General features: G+C 43.4%; 11 protein-coding genes. 2 read left to right on the top strand and 9 right to left on the bottom strand.

Features of this window, described 5'->3' with window-relative positions; translation table 11 throughout:
• Nucleotides 1-374 precede the first annotated feature (374 nt).
• Together QH73_RS24915 and QH73_RS24910 are read left to right on the top strand one after the other, a co-directional pair.
• Entirely contained in the window at nucleotides 375-2018 is a 1644-nt protein-coding gene (locus tag QH73_RS24915) for an ABC1 kinase family protein (protein WP_039713886.1), read from the top strand.
• 59 nt (nucleotides 2019-2077) lie between these two features.
• Nucleotides 2078-2941, top strand: a complete 864-nt coding sequence (locus QH73_RS24910) for a transglutaminase family protein (RefSeq protein WP_039713887.1) — start codon at nucleotides 2078-2080, stop codon at nucleotides 2939-2941.
• 251 nt (nucleotides 2942-3192) lie between these two features.
• Here the strand turns inward: QH73_RS24910 and QH73_RS24905 are convergent, their stop codons facing one another.
• The 9 genes from QH73_RS24905 to QH73_RS24865 all read right to left on the bottom strand — a co-directional run bounded on the left by QH73_RS24905 (nucleotide 3193) and on the right by QH73_RS24865 (nucleotide 17195).
• Entirely contained in the window at nucleotides 3193-3885 is a 693-nt protein-coding gene (locus QH73_RS24905) for a glutathione S-transferase family protein (protein WP_309476532.1), read from the bottom strand.
• 65 nt (nucleotides 3886-3950) lie between these two features.
• Complete coding sequence (locus tag QH73_RS24900) at nucleotides 3951-6074, bottom strand: serine/threonine-protein kinase (protein WP_165587780.1); 2124 nt, start codon at nucleotides 6072-6074, stop codon at nucleotides 3951-3953.
• 285 nt (nucleotides 6075-6359) lie between these two features.
• Nucleotides 6360-6827, bottom strand: coding sequence for a peptide-methionine (S)-S-oxide reductase MsrA (gene msrA, locus QH73_RS24895; RefSeq protein WP_039713888.1), 468 nt, complete (start codon nucleotides 6825-6827; stop codon nucleotides 6360-6362).
• Between the two features lie 134 nt (nucleotides 6828-6961).
• Nucleotides 6962-7441 (bottom strand): thiol-disulfide oxidoreductase DCC family protein, encoded by a 480-nt coding sequence (locus QH73_RS24890; protein WP_039713889.1) that lies wholly within the window; start codon nucleotides 7439-7441, stop codon nucleotides 6962-6964.
• A 76-nt stretch (nucleotides 7442-7517) separates the two neighbouring features.
• The gene (locus QH73_RS24885; protein WP_039713890.1) at nucleotides 7518-10739 is read right to left on the bottom strand and encodes an efflux RND transporter permease subunit; all 3222 of its coding nucleotides are present in this window, start codon (nucleotides 10737-10739) and stop codon (nucleotides 7518-7520) included.
• Between the two features lie 490 nt (nucleotides 10740-11229).
• Nucleotides 11230-12450 (bottom strand): dicarboxylate/amino acid:cation symporter, encoded by a 1221-nt coding sequence (locus QH73_RS24880; protein WP_039713891.1) that lies wholly within the window; start codon nucleotides 12448-12450, stop codon nucleotides 11230-11232.
• 192 nt (nucleotides 12451-12642) lie between these two features.
• Nucleotides 12643-13410: an amino acid ABC transporter ATP-binding protein gene (locus tag QH73_RS24875; RefSeq protein WP_039713892.1), complete on the bottom strand. Its 768-nt coding sequence runs from the start codon at nucleotides 13408-13410 to the stop codon at nucleotides 12643-12645.
• Nucleotides 13376-14842: an ABC transporter substrate-binding protein/permease gene (locus QH73_RS24870; RefSeq protein WP_039713893.1), complete on the bottom strand. Its 1467-nt coding sequence runs from the start codon at nucleotides 14840-14842 to the stop codon at nucleotides 13376-13378. Before QH73_RS24870 ends, QH73_RS24875 begins: the two co-directional genes overlap by 35 nt.
• A 262-nt stretch (nucleotides 14843-15104) precedes the next feature.
• A complete protein-coding gene (locus QH73_RS24865) occupies nucleotides 15105-17195 on the bottom strand; it encodes an FHA domain-containing protein (protein WP_039713894.1) in 2091 nt (696 codons plus the stop codon).
• Nucleotides 17196-17420 lie beyond the last annotated feature (225 nt).

Here is a 17420-nt window from a genome sequence, read left to right as displayed (position 1 = left end):
TAAGTTCCTATTTAGGATACAAATTGACTGTTGGTAGCAAGATTAATAGTTATGCTGACAAGCCAATGGGATGCAGCCGCCAGAACAGTAGCGTTCAACTCGATTGAGTTTTATCAAAGATCTATTTCTCCTCGTAAAGGCTTCGATTAGCCGCACAGAGTTTTGCATGGGAGCCAATCTTGCTCTAGTGATGTCAAACATTTACTGACTAACCGGAGTCTATTATCAGCCGTGAAATTGTCAATTCAACGATTTCAGGCTTGCTCCCTTGCTAGTCAAACCCTCAAAACTCAAAAAACGCCATTGTCTCCCTTGTCCCCCTTGTCTCCCTTGTCTCCCTTGTTGTCCCCCTAACCCCTAACCCGTAACTCCTCGTGTTCTTAACTCAAAATACTTCTCGTCAAAGAGAAATCGCTGAAATTCTTTTCCGTAACGGCTGGGACTATATGCGACGGCTGCTAACTGGCGGCAAAACAGACGAGCCTCAGTTACCGACACCAGCCGTATTACGCAAAATCCTAGTGGACTTGGGACCCGTTTACGTCAAATTCGGGCAGCTCATGTCTACTCGTCCAGATCTCCTACCTGCTTCTTATATTGATGAGCTATCAACCCTACAGGATGATGTTCCACCCGTTCCTTGGGCAGAAATTGAAGTTGCGATCCGCCAACAACTCAAAAAACCTCTAGAAGAAACTTTTAGTAAAATTAACTTTCAAGCTGTTGCCGCTGGATCGATCGGTCAAATTCATCGCGCTACGTTGACAGATGGTCGAGAAGTTGCTATCAAAGTGCAGCGTCCCGGCATTGATGCGATCGTTGCTCAAGATATTTCCTTGATTCAAGGTGTAGCCGATTTAGTGGCGCGAAGTGAATTCGGTCAGAATTATGAGATTAAATCTTTAGCAAATGAATTCACATCTGCATTAGAGGCAGAACTGGACTTCACGCGAGAAGCTCATTTTGCCGAACAGTTACGGCGCAATTTGTCAGCTAGTAAGTGGTTCGATCCGCAGCAATTAGTCATAGCAGAAATTTTCTGGGACTTCACTACAGAAAAATTATTAGTGATGGAATGGTTGGATGGAGTCCCTTTATTATCGGCAAATTTTGCTGAAAACAATGGTGTATCTCCAGAAACTAAGCGGCAAGAAATTACAACTTTGCTATTTCGCGCTTTTTTCCAGCAGCTTTATATTGATGGATTCTTCCATGCTGACCCGCATCCGGGCAATATTTTCTATCTCAAAGATGGGCGTGTTGCACTGTTAGATTGCGGTATGGTAGGCAAGCTCGATCCTCGTACCCAGCAAATTTTAGTAGAAATGTTGTTGGCAATTGTCGATATTGACGCTCAACGATGCAGTCAGTTGACCCTGCAATTATCAGATTCAGCTCAACCCGTAATTTTATCGCGGCTGGAAAATGATTACGATCGCATGTTACGGAAGTACTATAACTTAGATTTGTCTCAAATCAATTTCAGTCAAATTATTTACGAATTGCTGCAAGTTGCTCGTAACAATAAAATCCGCTTGCCGAGTAATATGGGTTTGTATGCAAAAACCTTAGCTAATTTAGAGGGGTTAGCGCGGCAATTTAATCCAGAAATTAATTTTCTCGATGAAGTCAAACCTTTGCTAACAGATTTATTTCGCCGTCAATTGTTAGGCGATCGCCCTGTAGAATCACTATTACGGACGGCTCTCGATCTCAAAAGTCTTTCGCTGCAATCTCCCCGTCAGATCGAACTGTTATTAGACCGCGTGACCTCAGAGACACTGCAATGGAATTTATCGATACGGGGATTAGATAGCATACGCCGTACCCTTGATGACTCTGCTAACCGCCTCTCGTTTAGCGTATTAGTTGGCTCGTTAATTATGGGCGCAGCGATTATTTCTTCCAAAGCCCAGACAGCACAGCTATCGTGGCTCAGTAGCGTCCTATTTGCAGTGGCAAGTTTGTTGGGATTGTGGCTGATTTTTAGTATTTTGCGATCGGGGCGTTTGCGGTAGGCTTTATTAAAGATAGACGAGCCTGCCAAACTTTCAAATCTTCGCGATTCACTGCCTCAATGCAATATCAAATCGTACACAAAACAATCTACACCTACAGCCAACCAATAACTTTAGAGCCGCACACAATTCGCTTGCGTCCTCGGTCGGATGGATGGCAAACTTTGCAGGACTTTGAACTGAAGATATTGCCAACTCCCGTGAGTCAGTCTCAAATAATCGATTTGGATGGCAATGCGGCAATTAAAGTTTGGTTTGGTTCGCAAACTACAGAATTATTAGAAATTCAAACGCGATCGCAAGTAGAAACTCACTGCACCAACCCGTTTAATTTTCTGTTGGAACCGTGGGCGAATAAATTACCAATTGATTATCCGAGTTCGATGCGATCGCAACTCCAACCATATCTGCAAGGATATTGGAGTACGGCAGGAATAGATCCAGTGGCAATTCAACTAGCACAAGAAATTCATCACGCCAACAATGGGGAAACGATAGGATTTTTAACAGCACTCAACGAACGAATTTATCAAAATTGCCAGCAAGTCATCCGTGAGACAGGCGCACCTTTACCTCCAAGCATTACTTGGACAGAAAAGTCAGGTTCTTGTCGCGATTCGGCAATCTTATTTATGGAAGTTTGTCGCGCCGTGGGTTTGGCAGCACGTTTTGTCAGTGGCTACCAAGATGGCGATCCCGATGCCAACGATCGCCATCTCCACGCTTGGGCTGAGGTATTCCTACCAGGTGCAGGCTGGCGGGGTTTCGACCCTACACACGGCTTAGCTGTGGCTGACGGTCACATTGCCGTAGCTGCTAGTGCCATCCCTCAGAGTGCAGCACCAGTTAAAGGTGGATACAAAGGCAAAGCGCGATCGGAATTAAGTTATAAGTTATCCATTCAACCTGCGAAGGTGGAGTAGATTTGGTGATTGATAGTTGACAGTTGACAGTTGACAGTGACTAGTGACTGGTGGCTAGTGGCTAGTAGTAAATAGGGTGTGGGGTGTGGGGTGTGGGGTGTGGGATGTGGGGGAAAGAGAGCTGAGGGAGCCAAGGTTGCGCTCGGGAGCTGAGGGAGAGTCGCCCAGCTAAAGGGGCTGACGGAGAAAAACTGTTAACTAGTCACTCTCCACTGATAACTGATAACTGATAACTGATAACTGATAACTGTTCACTGATTATCGTACTGCTCTAAATGCTCCGGTTCGACTTGTGCCGCAGTTATCCAGGCTTGCATTGTGGGAAGATGCCGGATTGCTTCGGCGTAGTCTTGGCAAATAGGATCTAATTTGACTCCGTAAGTAATAAATCTGGAGACAACTGGGGCAAACATGGCATCAGCAATTGTAAAATGACCGAATAACAGATCTCCGTTATTGTTACCAAATTTCTCGCGGCACTCGCGCCAAATTGCGGTGATGCGATCGATGTCTTCTTGTACCCCCAGTTTCATCCCTTTACCAGGAAAATGACTGCGGCAATTCATGGGCATATTCTGACGCAAATTCTGAAAACCCGCGTGCATTTCGGCACTAATCGATCGTGCCAAAGCACGGGCAGCTAATTCTGTAGGTAATAGATTAGCAGCAGGAAATTGTTCGATTAAATATTCACAAATTGCGATCGATTCCCAAATTGTAATATTACCGTGTTGCAAAACTGGCACTTTCCCAGTCGGGCTGTAGCGAAAAATTTCTTGACGAAATTGTGGCGTGTCAAGCGGAATTCGTACTTCGTTAAAATCTACGCCGATTTGTTTTAAAACCAGCCAAGGACGTAACGACCAAGAAGAGTAATTTTTGTTGCCAATAACTAAAGTAAATTGTGCCATATAGCAGTCAACTGAATTGGTGAAATCTTGCATTTATGTTGTTATCTGTATTTACCAGTGACAAATGACAAATGACCAATGACCAATGACCAATAAGTTTAAAGAATGGGGACGAACCCACTCCGCTTGACGATCTCCTGACCTTCTTTAGATAGCAACATGTTGACATAGGCAAGTCCAGCTTTTTCATCGACTGAGCGATCGCGGCGGATAATAATGAATAGGCGGCGAGTCATTGGGTAAGTGCCATCTCGAAATGCTGGTGCATTCACCTGTCTATTCTCTGTCAAAGGTTGCACGTATTGTTTGGTGTTGGCTTTGGCTAATGCAAGGGGACGGATTGACTTCTGGTTAGCAAAAATGGGAGCCGAACCGTAAGAAATTCCGCCTTGTGTTGCAGCAACCTTACGAATTGCTGTGGTGTAATCGCGGACAATTTGCACATTAGAGCCGACATCTTCGCCTTCTCCGCCTAGCAGTAACTTGAGTACGCTGGTCGTTTTGGGGTCGAGTCCGACAGGCACAATTGGTACATTTGGTCCTCCCACCTGCTGCCAGTTTGTCACTTTGCCTCTGAAGATTGCTTGTAGTTGGTCTATGGAAAGCCCAGTAACAGGTAGAGATACAGGGGTATAGAAAATCACTCCGTCAATCGCCACTGGTATTTGTTCTAAGGACAATCCACGGACTTTTGCCTTGCTATAGTCACCTTCTTCAAGGGATCGAGCGCTCTGAGCAATGCTCAATTCACCATCGATCAGCATTTTAATTCCCGTACCAGAACCAGGTTCGCCATTAAAAGGCTCGGTGTAGCGGAGATGAAAGTCTGGGTGGGCTTTGGCGATCGCATCGTTCATACCACCAGCAGTCAGAGCTGCAAAGGTGTGAGCGCCGCCGTAGTTGAACAGACCTGATGGTACATTTTGCACTTCCTGCATTGTATTACGCAGTTGCAAACCAGAAGTATCGGCAAGTTCTGCTGGTATTGGCTGTGGTAGTAGGACTGGATAATTTTTCCAAAAAACATAGGTTAGTCCCCCAACAACGACCAGAAGTGCTGAAACTAAAAACTTGGCAGGACGACTTTGAATGGCTCGCCATTGTTTCCAGAAATGATGTTTCTGCGGATCTTTATTTAGGGGTTGGAAAGTCTTGTGAGCGATTCTTGATAGTTGCAAAAATCCAGATTGAGTCGTCTGAGGGATCTCTAGCTGTTTTGAATATTCGTCTGGGGGGGCAACGGGAAAAATGGGGGCTAAAACCTGTAAAATTTCATCTGCTGATTGAAAACGGTTAGCAGGCTTTTGTGCTAACATCCGGTTTAGAGTTTTTGTCAGTAGTGGATTTAGCTTTAGCTCCTGTTCCCACGACCACTGTAACGTATCTGGATCGAGCAAATGCTGAGGCTTTTTCCCCGTCATTAGTACGAGAACTGCGATCGCTAGAGCATATAGATCGCTGTGGGGAGCTACTATGCCAAAATAAAGCTGTTCCTCTGGGCAATAGCCGATTTTACCTACACAAGTAATCGCAGAACCAGCAAGATTTTGTTCTGCTTCTAGCTGCGTACCAATTTGAATCGCTACCTGCTTCACCCCTCCCATGTCAATTAATACGGGCAGATAATCTTCCCTACGAAGGATAATATTATCCGGCGCAATATCTCGGTGAATTACCCCTCGGCGGTGAAGATAGCTAAGAACTGGTAACAGGTTTTTTAATAATTCTAAAATTTCTGTTTCACTAAAGCATTGACCTTGCTCTAAACGATGCTCCAAAATATCCTTATATGTTGGTCCATCAACATAATCTAATACTAAAAAAATTCGCCCTTCTTGCCGAAATATCTGCCAAAATCGAGGAATTTGGGGATGTTCGAGCTGGTGTAGGATCGCTGCTTCTCGCTGAAACAATTCTTCTGCTTTCTTAAGGGCGGTCGTGTTCCTCATCGAAGGCAGAAACTCTTTGATGACAAATTTTTCGCGAAACCGTCCCATATCTTCTGCCAAGTAGGTTCTACCGAATCCCCCTTGTCCTAGTTGGCGTTGAATGATGTAGCGCTCGTGGAGGCAAGTTCCAGGTTGCAACGGCTCACCATCATTTTCTATGGATGAGATCGCACCTACTAGCTGGGATGGTACTATCTGCAAAAGTTCACCACATTGAGAACAGAATCTTGCCCCTGCTGCAACTTGGTGTCCCCTACTACATACAATACTCATAGCTGTTTTCAACTCAGATGGCTTAAGTATAAAAAAATTCAGCAGTCAGCAGATAATTTCAGTATTTATTCGTTGTAATTCTTTGCTTGGCAGAAAGTATAAGACGATGTACGAAACAGTCAAATATCCGAGCATATACTAACTACAAGCTCTACTAGTACCATTACAGATTTTGTATAGATATTTATCTGAAAGAAAACACACAAGATCGTTGGACTTCAAATGTGGATCGAAGCAGCAATCTGTTGCTAAATATTACAGGCGAATTGCGAGACTTTTCGCAGATTACAGCGATTTAGAGCGCTTTTTTGCCAAATATTGCTGGTGATACTCTTCTGCTAACCAATAAGTTGAAGCGGGTTGAATTTGAGTCACGATCGCCTTATCATACTTGCGCGATCGCTCTAACTGTTCTTTAGAATGTCTAGCTATCTGTTCTTGTGCGGGTGTGTGATAGAAAATGACCGAGCGATATTGTTCTCCTCGGTCTGCACCTTGTCGATTTAAACTTGTCGGATCGTGGATGCTCCAGAAGCGATCGAGTAGTGTCTCATAGCTGACCACCGCAGGATCGTACTCTACCTGACACACCTCAGCATGTCCCGTAATCCGAGATAATACGTCTAAATAGCTGGGATGCTCGAAATGCCCACCCATATAGCCAACAGAAGTTGAAACAACTCCTTTACAGGTGCGAAAAGCAGCTTCTACCCCCCAAAAACATCCAGCTCCAAAAGTTGCTTTGTTGGTCATTGGTCATTGGTAGTTGGTAGTTGGTAGCTGGTAGTAAACGCTACGCTACACTGCGTGAAGACGGTTGACGGTTGACGGTTGACGGTTGACTGATAACTGATAACTGATAACTGATAACTGATAACTGATAACTGTCACAGTTTACAGCGTCCCTCGGTTTCGCACTCAATTTTCTGTTGGCGTTGGGCGATAATTGTTTTCAGATCTGGTCGTCCAGTTAGCGCTAGCCGCCAGTCAGCCCAAATTCCGTAGAGGCGATCGACGATCGCGCCGATTATAGGTAATTTGGTTGCAGCATAGATCCAACCCATACCTAAAATCTCGTAAACTCGACGAAAAACTTCTACATTTTTGACAACCGTACCGTCGGGTAAAATGGCGTGGATGCGTCCCATTGCCGTTTCAAAGTCAACTCCACTGTTGGCTGCGGGGTTGTAATTTTCGTCTGCAATGTCTACAAACTCGACTAGTCCTCGGTTAGCATCTCGTTTGCGCAAAAAATTGACCTCACGCATACACAAGGGACATTCACTGTCATACAACAGCTTAATTTGCCATGTTGGAGACTGTGTAATGGTTTGAGTTGCGTGAGGCTGGGTGTTTGATAACGACATAAATTAGCGATCGCGTTTTGACTTTTGACTTTTGCCTTTTGACTTGCTCATTAACTATCTTAATAAAAGTTAACAGCTAGAAACCGCGATCGACGGACGCTCTTTTAGAGAAGCGAGTTTCAATTGACTTGATAATGATGTACAGCACGGGAATGACGAATAGACTCAACACAGTAGCAACGCACATTCCGCCAAAAGTTGCAGTTCCCAAAGATTGTCGCGCCGCCGCACCAGGACCCGTAGCAATCATCAACGGAATACCACCAGCAACCGTGGAGAAGGCAGTCATCAAAATCGGTCGCAAGCGTTCTTTCGCCGCCTCAACTGCTGACTTGGTAATACTCAATCCCTCATCATGCAGTTGGTTGGCAAACTCGACGATCAAAATTGAGTTCTTACTTGCCATCCCAATCAGCATCACAAACCCAACTTGAGTGTAAATATCGTTGGCAGCACCTCGAACGAGAACGGCAAGTAAAGCGCCGAGAATTGCTAATGGTACTGTTAGCAGAATAATGAACGGATCGACAAAGCTTTCGTACTGGGCTGCTAGTGTTAAAAACACGAAAATCACGCCCAAACCAAAGATAAAGATTGCCTGTCCGCCAGATTCGACTTCTTCTAAAGACAGTCCAGACCACTCATAACCAAATCCTCTTGGTAGTGTTTCTTGTGCCACTGCATCCATCGCTTTGATGGCTTGTCCCGAACTCACGCCTGGGGCTGGAGAACCGTTAATTTCCACCGAGCGAGACAAGTTGTAGTGGTTGATAATTGAGGGTGCGATAATTTCTTTCACGGTAACTAAGTTACCTAGCGAAATCATTTCACCCGTTTGCGCTCCTTCAGGGACATTACGCGAACGCACGTATAACTTCTTAATATCCTCTGGGTTGGAACGAAACTCTGTATCAGCCTGCACGTAAACTCGATACGCTCGATTAAACTGGTTAAAGTCATTTACGTAGGTAGAACCGAGAAAGGCTTGTAGGGTGTCAAAAATATCTTCCACCGGAACCCCAAGCGCGTTAGACTTGTCGCGATCGACTTCTACGGAAATTTGCGGTGTATTCGCGCTGAAATTAGGACGTAAGCCAGTCAGTTGCGGTCGTTCGGGAGATGGATAAGTATTGGCGCGACCCATAAATTGACCCAAGGCTGCACCGATCGCGTCAAACCCTAAATTTGCCCTGTCTTGGAGGTGAAACTCAAAACCGCCAAAATTCCCCACACCATTAATGGCTGGAAAGTTAAACGGAATCACAGTAGCTTCCTGAATCCCCAACATTTTCGGGAATAAACCCGAAGGCTGGGGGAAAAAGCCGCCAATAATTGCTTGTAACGATTGGTTTGCAGCTCGCCTCTCTGCCCACGGTTTAAGAGTGGTAAAAATCAAGCCGTTATTCGGTGTCGCACCGCTGAAGCTAAAACCACCGACAGCAAAGATCTGTTGCACTTCTGGCACTTCCTTGAGAATTGCCTCGGCTTTTTCTAAAACTTTTTCGGTGTAGTTGAGCGATACTCCCTCTGGTGCTTGGACGACGGTAATAAACACCCCTTGGTCTTCATCGGGAATAAAGCCTGCGGGAATGAAATTGTAGAGCCAGTAAGTAAACCCTAATGCGACTACAAATAAGGCAAGAATAATTCCTTTGGCTCTGGTGAGCTTAGAAATACTCCGACTGTAAACGATTCGGGTTTTCTCGATCGCCCAGTTAATCCCATTAAAAAACCAGTTATTCGGGACTTGCCCGCGCCTGAGTAACACCGCAGACAGCATCGGCGTAAATGTCACGGCGTTAAATGTCGATACGGTAATCGAAAAGGCGATTGTCAGGGCAAACTGCCTGTACAACTGTCCGGTTGTGCCAGGGAAAAAAGCCACTGGGACGAAGACAGTAATTAAGACGAGAGAAGTTGCAATGACGGCACTAAACAGCGAATTCATTGAGGCGATCGCTGCATCTACAGGTCGGAGTCCATCATCCTGAATTCGGCGCGTGATATCTTCGACAATCACCACCGCATCGTCTACAACTAGACCCGTTGCCAAGGTCAAGCCGAAGAGAGTCAGGGTATTAATTGAGAAACCGAAGATTTTGACAAAAATAAACGTCCCGATTAAAGCTACAGGCATGGCAATTGAAATTACCAAAGCCGATCGCCAATTCTGCAAAAAGATATAAACGATGATGACGACCAATCCGACTGCTTGCAGCAGCGAGACGATCACCTCTTCCGTTCCAGCTTGGATAAATGTCGTGGTATCGAAAGCAATTTCATAGTGCATCCCAGGCGGAAAGGTTTCTTTTAATCGCTCCATTTCTTGTTTGACAGCCGCCGCCGTATCGAGGGCGTTACTGCCAAATTGCTGATTGATGCCTAATCCTACGCCTCGGTGCGTAATGCGATCGCTCGCAGTAAATCGCAACAGGGAACTATAATTTTCCGCTCCTAACTCCGCCCGACCGACATCCCTGAGTCTGATGAGCGTGCCATCATCAGCAGTTCTAATCACGAGATTGTTAAATTCCTCCTCGTTTTGGAGTCTGCCTTGAGCGTTGACGGCATACTGGTACAGTTGCTCGGATTTATTTGGCGGTTGTCCGATCTGTCCCGCTCCAACTTGCAGGTTTTGTTGTTGCAATGCCGCGATCGCATCTTGGGGAGTTAAGTTACGGCTGGCAAGGCGGTTAGGGTCGAGCCACAAGCGCATGGCATATTTGCGTTCGCCAAAGATTTCTACACCACCCACTCCTTTAATCCGTTTGAGCGCATCGGCAATGTAGAGATCGGCATAGTTGCTTAAATAAGTTTCGTCGTAGATATCTTGTTTTTTGTTCTCGTCGCGATCGGAGTAAATACCAAATGCTAGCAAGAAGTTGTTGTTAGCTTTCGTGACTTGCACGCCTGTCTGCGTCACGGGTCCAGGCAACCGCGATAGTACAGTGGATACCCGATTTTGCACGTCTACTGCTGCTAAGTCTTGATTGCGTCCCAATTCAAATGTGAGATTGATGCTGCTGGTTCCATCGTTGGCGCTGGTAGATTTGATGTAACGCAAGCCTTGGATACCGTTGAGTTCTTGCTCTAATACGTTGGTAACGGTCGATTCAACAACTGACGCATTTGCCCCGACATAGTTTGAAGTCACGCTGACTTGCGGTGGCGCAATTTCAGGATACTGCGCGACTGGCAATGTGGGGATAAATGCAATTCCCAGCAGGGCAATGATAATCGAACACACCGCTGCAAAGACGGGGCGCTTGATAAAGGTATCGGAAATTGAGAAAATCATAAAAAATCAGCCGCAGATGGTTGACTGTTGCTCGGCGATCGCGCTTATCCTGAGCTAATTAAGAGGCTAAACATTATGTCTTAACTCGGGCATAATGCCTATCTGTCAAAAGTAAGATGACATGGTTATATCCTATAAAAGCGGTCATTTGTCAGCTGTCATCAGTACGGAATAGATAACAATTGCTCGTGACAGTTCTCGATGCAAGAATTTGTTAATCTTGGACGGATTGTTAGATCGCGATGTAATACATATACTACACGATTGACAAACAACTTCGCTGCAATCGCGCTTTTCCTTTCAAGACGAAATTTACACCTGTTGTAGGGTAAGCATTCTACGTACCTGGTAAGGTATGTTAAGCATACGATATATTCGTGTAGTCTATTATTTTGACACAAATGATGTACATTGCAAGGTCAAACAGAAAACAAATGTACTAAAAGATTTACAATTAGCGCTGATATCTCAAGACGCTCCTAAAACATCACTATTCGACGGCTTGCTCCAAAGAGGTGCTTTCCCAATGACTTAAAATTACAGCATTGACCGTATTACTCACGACATTTAAAACGGTTTTCAAGCCATCCGTGAGGCGATCGACACCTGCGACAAGTGCAACTCCTTCCACGGGCAGTCCCGCGGCTGAGAGTACGGTAGTCATCATGATAATTCCTGCACCTGGTACGCCAGCGGTGCTAAATGAAACCAGAAAGGTACTGAGGGCGATCGCTAGCATTAGTGATGGAGTCAGCGGAATCTGGTAGAGTTGGGCGATAAATAAAGCGTTGAATCCTTGTAAAATTGCCGAACCATCGCGTTTTAAAGCCGTACCTAAAGGAATAGCAAAACTAGCAATATCTTCACGCATTCCATAATTTTCTTGGGCATTTTGTAAAGCAATTGGTAGCGCTGCATTCGAGCTTGCCGTACCAAATGCTAAAGATAAACTTGGGAAGAAACTTTGAAAAAAATGTACGGGTTTTGCTTTAAGAATGAAGAGAATCAAGGCATAAAAGCCAATCATAATTGTCGAACCCAGACACAAGCCAAGTACGTAAATAAATAATTTGAGAATTAACTCTAAACCTTGCGTAGCGATCGCCGAACTAATTAAAGCAAAAACTCCAATTGGAGCTGTATATAAAATCAGCGCTAAAATTTTCTCGAAGATAAAATAAACACTTTCTATTAAGCCAACAAAGTTTGTTGCCTTATCTCCAACTAATTGAATCGCAACACCAATTAAAGCAGCAGAAAAAATCGTTTGAAGTAAATTTCCCGTGCTTAACGCTTCTAAAGGATTAACCGGAATTAGACTCACTAACCAATCAATCAAAGATTGCTTCTGGACAACTTGTGTAGCTTCTGAGATCTGAAAGCCAGTGACTCCGATCCCAGGTTGCAAAACAATCGCCAAAAAGATACCTAAACCAACTGCGATCGCGCTAGTAACTGCATAACTAGAAATTAACTTTAGCGTGTATCTCCCGACTTGAGTAGCATTTTGAATTCGAGTTAAGCCAAGAATCAGCGAAGAAAAAACGATCGGCACAACGACAAATTGAATCAGACGTAAAAAAGCCTCACCAAGAGGCGAGAGCAGATAATAATCGAGAAATGGAATTGAGTTTGGGAAGCCATAGATTAACAAAATGCCGAAAGCAATTCCTAGAATGAGAGCAACTAAAATTAAGGTAGATATTTTCATGCAACTAATAGATACTTGGCATGAATGTATATTATGACGTTTTAACGCAGATGAGAAGTTCTCTGTGTCCTTCTTTGCGTCTTTGCGTCTTTGCGTGACACAAATAAATCCTTACTTGCTTTAACCACACATAAATATTCTCCTCTTCCAAACTTGAAAGAAGGGACAATAAAAAGCCTAAGCCTTCCTATATTACAGAATCTTCTCCAAAAATTGCTTAGCGCGATCGCACTGAGGATGAGTAAAAAACTGCTGAGGCGACGCATCCTCTGCTAAACGCCCTCCATCTAAAAACAAAATGCGATCGGCAACTTCGCGCGCAAATCCCATTTCGTGAGTGACGATCGCCATTGTAATCTTAGTTCTAGCAAGGTCTTTCATCACTTCTAATACCTCTTTCACCATTTCTGGATCGAGGGCTGAAGTTGGTTCATCGAATAACATAACCTCCGGTTTCATCGCCAAAGCCCGGGCGATCGCCACTCGTTGCTTTTGTCCCCCAGATAATTTTGATGGATATACCTTTGCCTTTTCTGCCAAACCAACTTTCTCCAGCAGTTCTATTCCTGCTTCACGGGCAGTATTTTTTGGAACTTGCTTCACCTTAATTGGCGCATAGGTGACGTTATCTAATACTGTCATGTGCGGAAATAAATTGAAATGCTGAAATACCATACCGACATTTTGGCGAATTTTCATAATATCAGCGTGGCGGGAAGTAATATCAGTACCATTAATATAAATCTTGCCCGCAGTTGGTACTTCTAGTAAGTTTATACATCGCAAAAACGTAGATTTTCCCGAACCGGAAGGTCCAATAACTGCGACGACTTCTCCTTTTCTAATTTGGGTCGAAATTCCTTGCAAAACTTTGAGACTGCCAAAGGATTTCTCTAAATTTTCAACATTAACAGCAACATCTCGATCAAGTGCTACGCTGTAATCTTCTTTCAAGTGCATATCCCCCCCAAGTCAAACTCATGACTAATAAGTAGTAAATTAACCCCGCAAACAGCAGTGGTTCAAAGTAGATATATTTTTCCGCCCCAACAATTTGAGCGCGACGCAAAAGATCGGCTACGCCTATTGTGGAGACTAATGCCGAATCTTTAAGTAAAGTAATACTTTCATTGACCAAAGCTGGTAAAATGTTTTTGATTGCTTGAGGCAAAATAATATCTAACATCATCGGCTGATAAGCAATTCCTAAAGACAAAGCTGCTTCCCTTTGTCCCTTATCAACTGCTAAAATGCCCCCGCGAATTGTCTCAGAAATATACGCTCCTGAGTTGAGGGTAAAAGTGATGACTCCTGCTAATAAAGCGGGAATATCAAAGCCCGTAAGTTGTGGTGTGGCATAGTAGACTAGAGCAATTTGTAGAAGTAAGGGCGTACCGCGAAATATAGAGGTATAGGCATTAGCAAGCCACACCAACGGCTTAAATGTAGAAATTTTTAACAGTGAAAGAATTGTTCCCCAAATAAAGCCGAAAAAGACAGACAAGGCACTAAAAAGTAGTGTAGTTCCTACGCCTTCAATAATGAAAGGAAGACTGGCAGAAATATTACTCGAACCCGATGTTGCTGTATTGGTAGCTGGTTGTTCGTTATTCCCAAACCATTTATTAATCAGATTTTTCATTTCACCGCTATTCTGCAATTGTTTGAGGACGCGGTTAAAATCGCCAACTAAATTTGAGCCTTTAGGAAAAGCGATCGCAGAGCCAGCTTCTTCTGTATTAGCAAGAGTATGAAATTCTAAATCTGGATTGTTGGCAACAAAACCTTTGGCAATTGTATCCTCAATAATTGCTGCTTGAATTCTCCCAGATTTGACTTCTTGGATAATTTCACCAATTCTGTTTAAAGGAACTAAATTTACTCCTTTGAATTTCTTGGCAGCTTTCTCTTGCAGAGAACCGAGTTGAACGCCGACTTTCTTACCCGCTAAATCTGGCGCTTTAGTAAGATTACTTCCTTTCTGGGCAATAATTGTATTTTTTGCTTCGTAATAAATTTCAGAAAAATCAACATTCTGTCTACGTTCGGGGGTGGGTGTCATTCCCGCCATCGCAAAATCAGCGCGTCGAGATTGCAGAGCAGGAATGATACCGCTAAAGTCAGTATCGCGAATTTCTAGCTCAAAGCCTAACTCTTTGGCAATGTATTTTGCAATATCAACGTCAAAGCCGATGATTTCGCCTTTACCTTTTGCCGTATCGCGAAATTCGTAGGGAGGATAATCGGCTGATGTCACCATCACCAGCTTTTTGCCTGCATATTCTGGCTTTTGGGCAACGACTTGCTCGATTTTTCCCCAGCCAAAGCAGAGATTAACGAGCAATGCCGTACTGAATAAAAGTGCAAACAAAAGCCTTTTTTTTCTGGGCATAGCAATCAACTTTTGTTTTTATTTGTGGGATTGAACTGTTGCTAAGTTATATTTGAGAGATTTTGAGAACAGTTCCAACTATCCTAAGACTTATTTACAGAGTTAGGCGATCGCTTTGCTACAAATTTATCGCAATTCTCGATTGCGTGCGTGACGTGGGGCGCACGGCTGTGCGCCCCTACACCCTTACAAAGGGGGAAACTAAAGCCCTCCTTTCAACTCTATTGAAGGATCGAGCGCGTAACTCCTGTTAGAATGAAGACTAAAATCTTTTTAGCTTTTGCAAATCGGCTTTTTCTTTGTCCAAATTTCTGAGTTGGATTTTTTGCTGTTCTAAATTACTTTTAAGTAACAACTGATGCTTTTCAATATCGATAATATAAGTAGTAAACAGATCGTTAGCAATTTCTAAAGCATCTTTCAACCGCTTCTCTTCTGTCTCTAAAACTGTCGTAATTTCCAGAACTAATTTCTCTACTAAATTCTTACTCAAAGACTGATAGTGATTGGATAGTTCTTTTCTTAACTTATCGGCGATCGCCTCTAGTTGCAGTGTGGTATCTTTCTGATAAGTATAGGTCAGCAAACAAATTAATAAAAATATAACAATACCAAACAGGATAGGATTCTCTCTTAGAGGTTGGGTAATACTGGAAATAACTTGCTTGCCACCACCGCTGACTCTTATACCAATAAACATAGCACCAAAGCCAACTAGAAAAGTAAATTGCATCATGTTGGCTCGGATTTGTTTCAGGACATATGTTAATGGAGAAACTCCTTGATAGCGACCTTCATAAGGAGCTTCGATGAACGAATTCATTAAGCTTTTTTGAATATCTATACGTCGATCGGAATAAAAAAGGGATTTATCTAGATTTATCGATGGCAAGAAATTGAGTGTTTTATATACAGTTTCAATTATGGCATTTAATCCACCCTCACCATAAGTTGTAGTCACTAATTGCCATTCTTTATCTGCCCATTTTTTCAATTCATGACTGCAAAAATATGTCAGATCGGCGTTGACGTTACCATTCGCAGTGACTGGATTCTCTGCTCTTAGTTGAATATATTGAAATCCACCTTTTTTCAAAACTTGTGGTTTTAGTCGCTCGATAAACTCTTCAACTTTGTACGTAATACTTTTTTTACTATACGTATCTAATAAAGCAGCTTTCGATTGATTGAGTTCGAGCTTAACTTGCTTAAAAAACTTATCCTTGTCATCGCTAGCTTTTCGTAAAGCTTTCTTCGCCTGCTCTTTTACATCGTCAGTTGCTAAACCTTGAATTCGAGCTTCTTCTTGCTGAAGTTGTTGGGCGATCGCCTCAGCTTCGCGATCGAGAACTTGCTCGATGACGCTAAGTTCTTTGATAATTCGTGCGGTTAATCGTTGAGCTAAAATATCTTCTGGCTTACCTTTAATAAATGTTTCTAAAGATTGACAAAATTTTTCTAGTTCCTGTTGCGCTACTGAATTAATTTCTGAGGTTTGAGTTTGGAGAGAGAACGAACTGAGAGATAGAACTACTAATTCAAAAACATCACTTAGATCTTGACTGCGCAGCCAGGTTTCCACTTGAGTTAAACTCGGGATACTACCAATGACGACGCACTTAGCGATCGGTGCTGCATTAGCTATCGTTATCACTCCCTGCCAAGCGTTTGTAAGCGTGGCGAGATCGCACACCAAACAAAAAATATCGCAATCGAGCATTTCTACTAAAGATTCTGGATATTCAGTCGTTAAACTGTACTCAAACACAAATTCTGGATAAGCGGAACTTGCTGATGCGGCGAGAGTAATGCGATCGCCTGTCTGTAATTTTTGGCATCCTTGTAATCGAACTCCATTAATATAAGTCCCGTTAGTGCTGTTGCGATCGCAAATTTCCCAAGCTAAATTTCCACAAGGACTAATTTGAGCGTGATTCCAAGAAACTTTTTTGTACAAACTTGAATCGATCGCTATTTCGCTATCAGGATTACGTCCGATACTAGTTGTTTCAGTAGTAGAAAGCGGGTATATTTTTTCGTTGCTAGATGTCGATAATACTAGTGTGGCACTTCCTGCCGATCGCACGGGTTCGATCTGCTTTGGTAAAGAGCTGAGTCCAACCTGATAGAATTGCGATAATCTATGCCGCTCGAAATAAATTTGCAGCGATCGCGCTGCGATCGAGTTATTGCTGACGATTTGTAATTTTATTTTTTCTGTTTTGAGACAAGCGGCAATTTTTTCTAATTCTTGGAAAACTGTTTTAAATTTTCGATCGCGCTCAAAGTTAGCGCTGACAAATTTTTGAATTTCCTGAATTCGTGCTTGTAGCTTTTCATATTTAGGTGACATGATCTGTCAGTTATCAGTTATCAGTTATCGGCGCTCGGTGACTAGATGAAGAATCTAGTGACTGGTGACTAGTGACTGGTGACTAGATGAAGAATACAGCTACTAGCCACTAGCCACTAGCCACTATTAGAGGATGTTTGAAAAGTTTTGAAGGGTGAGATTTTATGCCAGCCGCCTAACCATGATACGGATCATGGCAAGGTAGATAAAAGTCTCGGAGGTTTG

Origin of the sequence: Scytonema millei VB511283 (assembly GCF_000817735.3) — a bacterium.
GTDB lineage: Bacteria > Cyanobacteriota > Cyanobacteriia > Cyanobacteriales > Chroococcidiopsidaceae > Chroococcidiopsis > Chroococcidiopsis millei_B.
The sequence above is the reverse complement of the archived record's forward strand: the minus strand, read 5'-3'. Positions and strand labels throughout refer to the sequence as shown.